We start from the raw sequence: 2,954 nt of genomic DNA, 5'->3' as shown, positions 1-2,954 counted from the left end.
GCCCCACCGGCAGCGTCATCGTGTTCGGGTCGGTGGAGACCAGGAACGGCCACAGGAAGTTGTTCCACGTGGTGATGAACGTGAAGATCGACACCGCGGCCAGCACGGGCCGCGACAGCGGCAGCACGATCGTGAAGAACACCCGCCAACGCCCCGCCCCGTCCACGAACGCGGCCTGCTCCAGCTCCGGCGGCACGTCCTGGAAGAACTTGTACAGGACGTACACGATCAGCGGCGCGGCCACCTGCGGCAGGATGATCGCCCACCAGGTGTCGACCAGCCCGAGCGCGACCATCTCCGCGAACAGCGGCGCGATCAGCACCTGCGGCGGCACCATGATCCCGGCCAGGATGACCGCCAGCAGCACCCGCTGGCCGCGGAACTGCGTGCGCGCGAACCCGTACGCCGCCATCGCCGAGAACAACACGGTCAGGAACGTGGTGATCACCGCGGTGACCGTGGAGTTGATCGCCCACTTGACGATGCCTCCGGTGCCCAGGACCAGCTGGTAGGAGTCCAGGGTGATCTCGCTGCCGATCCACTGCAGCGGGATTTTCGTGGTCTCCGACTCGGGCTTGAGCGAGACGGCGACGGCCCAGGCGATGGGCGCCAGCCAGATGATGGCCAGCGCCAGCGCCACCACCAGCAGGATGAGCTGGCTGATGCTGAACCGCTTGGTCATGACGAGCCCTCCGCGCGCTTGCGGAACAGCCGCAGCTGTGCCAGGGAGACGATGACGATGATGGCGAACAGGATGTACGACACGGCCGAGGCGTAACCGATGCGGTAACCGGTGAAGCCCATGTCGTAGGCGTACTCGATGATCGGCCTGGTGGAGTCCTCGGGGCCGCCGCCGGTCATGAGATAGATCTGGTCGAAGACCTTCAACGACGCGAGCAGCTGCAGCACCACGATCAACGCGGTCGTGCGGCCGAGCAGCGGCAGCGTGATGGAGCGCATCTTGTCCCAGGCGGAGGCGCCGTCGATGGCGGCGGCCTCGTACAGGTGCTGGGGGATGGACTGCAGGGCGGCCAGGTAGAGCAGGAAGTTGAAGCCGACCGTCCACCAGACCGTGGTCAGCACCACCGAGAACATGGCGGTCGACGGGTCGGTCAGCCAGGTGAACTCGGTGCCGAGCGTGCCGTTGATCAGGCCGTAGTCGGGCGGGTAGATCATCTGCAGCCAGAGGATCGACACCACGGCCGACGGCAGCAGGAACGGCCCGAAGAACGACAGCCGCCAGAGCCACTGCACGAACCGCAGATGATGCACCAGCAACGCGAACCCGAGACCGAGCAGCACCAGCGGGACTGTGCTCAGCACGGTGAAGACCACCGTGTTCCAGAGCGAGCGCCACATGCGCGGGTCGGCGAACGCCTCGGCGTAGTTGTCGAACCCGACGAGGTTGTCGTTGGTGCCGGCGATGTTGACGTTCGACATGCTCATCCGCAGGCCCTGCACGGTCGGCCAGACCAGGAAGGCCACGTAGATGAGCAGGAAGGGCGCGACGAACAGCAACCCGTGCTGGGTCCAGCTGCGCCGGACCTTGGCCTCGGTGGCGGCAGGGGTGGCGGCGGCGGGGGCGGCGACGGTGGTGGTCATCATCGCTCCTGGTCGGGGAAGGGGTTCGGGGCCGACAGGAGCCGGTTCAGCGAGGCCTTGGCCGCGGCCAGGCCATCTTCCGGCGTGCGTTCACCGCCGATCACCGGGGAGAACGCCTCCCCGAACTCGATCCACATCCGCGACGCCGACCCGGTGAACCACACCTGGGGATCGAGCGCGACCTCGGTGATGACGGAGCGGTACTCCGACTGGGGCTGCAGCGCGAGGTAGTCGGGCTCCTCCAGGGCCGGCAGGTACGCGGGCACGTGCCCGGCGACCGCCCAGTCCGCGCTGTTCTTGACGAGGTAGGCGATGAAGCGGTAGGTGGCCCGCTCGACCTCGGGATCGCGGAAGCGCTGGTGCGGCAGGACGAACGCGTGGCAGTCGGCCTGCGCCGCGCCCGTACCGAAGACGCTCGGGAAGCGGGTCATGCTGAACGGCGTCTTGCGTTCCTTGAGCCCGGTGGTCTCCCAGTCGCCGTTCCACAGGAAGGCCGACTGGCTGTTGGTGAAGCTGGCCACGGAGGCGCCGTAGTCGGTGCGCGGGTCGCACAGCCCTTCCTTACCGAGCTGGGCCATGAGCCGCAGCGCCTGCAGCGCCTTCTGGTCGTCGATGGTGACCGTGACGCCGTCGTCAGCCAGCAGGGTGCCGCCGCTCTGCGCATAGAGCGAATACCACACCCGCCAGGGACCCACGGTGCCCAGGCCGAGCGCGTCGAAGACCAGCGGCGGCTTGCCGCCCAGCGTCTCCTTGGCCTTGCGCAGCATGGCCAGCAGCTCGTCCTGGTTGCGGGTGGGCAGCAGCTTGCCGTCCGAGCCGAGTAGTCCCGCCCGGCCGCAGATGTCGGTGTTGTAGTACAGCACCATCGGATGGGCGTCGAACGGGATCGCATACAGCACACCGTCGAGGTGGGCGCGTTCCCAGATCGGCGGGCTGAAGTCGGCGGCCCGCAGGCCGGCCTCCTCCAGCAGTTTCACGTTGATGGGGTCGAGGATGGCGCCGGCGCCGATCCCGGCCAGCCGGGCCAGGTGGAAGGTGGCCAGGTCGGGCGACCGCCCGCCGGAACCGGCCATGGCGATCTTGGTGTAGTACGGCTCGCCCCAGGCGAGCACGTTCTCTTCGACGAAGGTGTTCGGGTTGTCCTTGGCGAACGCCGTGACCATCTGGTTCATGATGATGCCGTCGCTCGCACCGAGGAAGTGCCAATACTGGACGCGGGTCTGGGGGGAGCCGAGCCCTACCGGGATGGCGCATCCGGCGGCCGCGGCGCCGGCGAGCGCCAGGCTGCCGCCGAGGAGGCTCCGGCGGGTGACTTTGGGGGGATCTTGCACGGTTGCCTCGATGTTTCGTCG

Annotated in this window: 3 protein-coding genes; all 3 read right to left on the bottom strand. The window is 67.9% G+C overall.

Going from position 1 to position 2,954, the window contains the following annotated elements:
* A partial coding sequence (locus ACTWPT_RS59700) for a carbohydrate ABC transporter permease (protein ID WP_443186426.1) occupies positions 1-682 on the bottom strand: 682 nt, incomplete at its 3' end.
* The gene (locus tag ACTWPT_RS59695) at positions 679-1,602 is read right to left on the bottom strand and encodes a carbohydrate ABC transporter permease (protein WP_443186425.1); all 924 of its coding nucleotides are present in this window, start codon (positions 1,600-1,602) and stop codon (positions 679-681) included. The genes ACTWPT_RS59700 and ACTWPT_RS59695, both read right to left, overlap by 4 nt.
* The coding region (locus ACTWPT_RS59690) for an extracellular solute-binding protein (RefSeq protein WP_443186424.1) at positions 1,602-2,954 on the bottom strand (1,353 nt) is incomplete at its 5' end. The genes ACTWPT_RS59690 and ACTWPT_RS59695, both read right to left, overlap by 1 nt.

The organism is Nonomuraea sp. 3N208, assembly GCF_052245935.1.
Taxonomy (GTDB): Bacteria; Actinomycetota; Actinomycetes; order Streptosporangiales; family Streptosporangiaceae; genus Nonomuraea.
Note: the sequence above shows the minus strand (reverse complement) of the source record. Positions and strands in the feature narration are given on the sequence as shown.

What these genes read in the sequence shown, in the direction of transcription:
- ACTWPT_RS59695 (WP_443186425.1), bottom strand. Translation starts at nt 1,602, where the DNA reads ATGACCACCACCGTCGCCGCCCCCGCCGCCGCCACCCCTGCCGCCACC.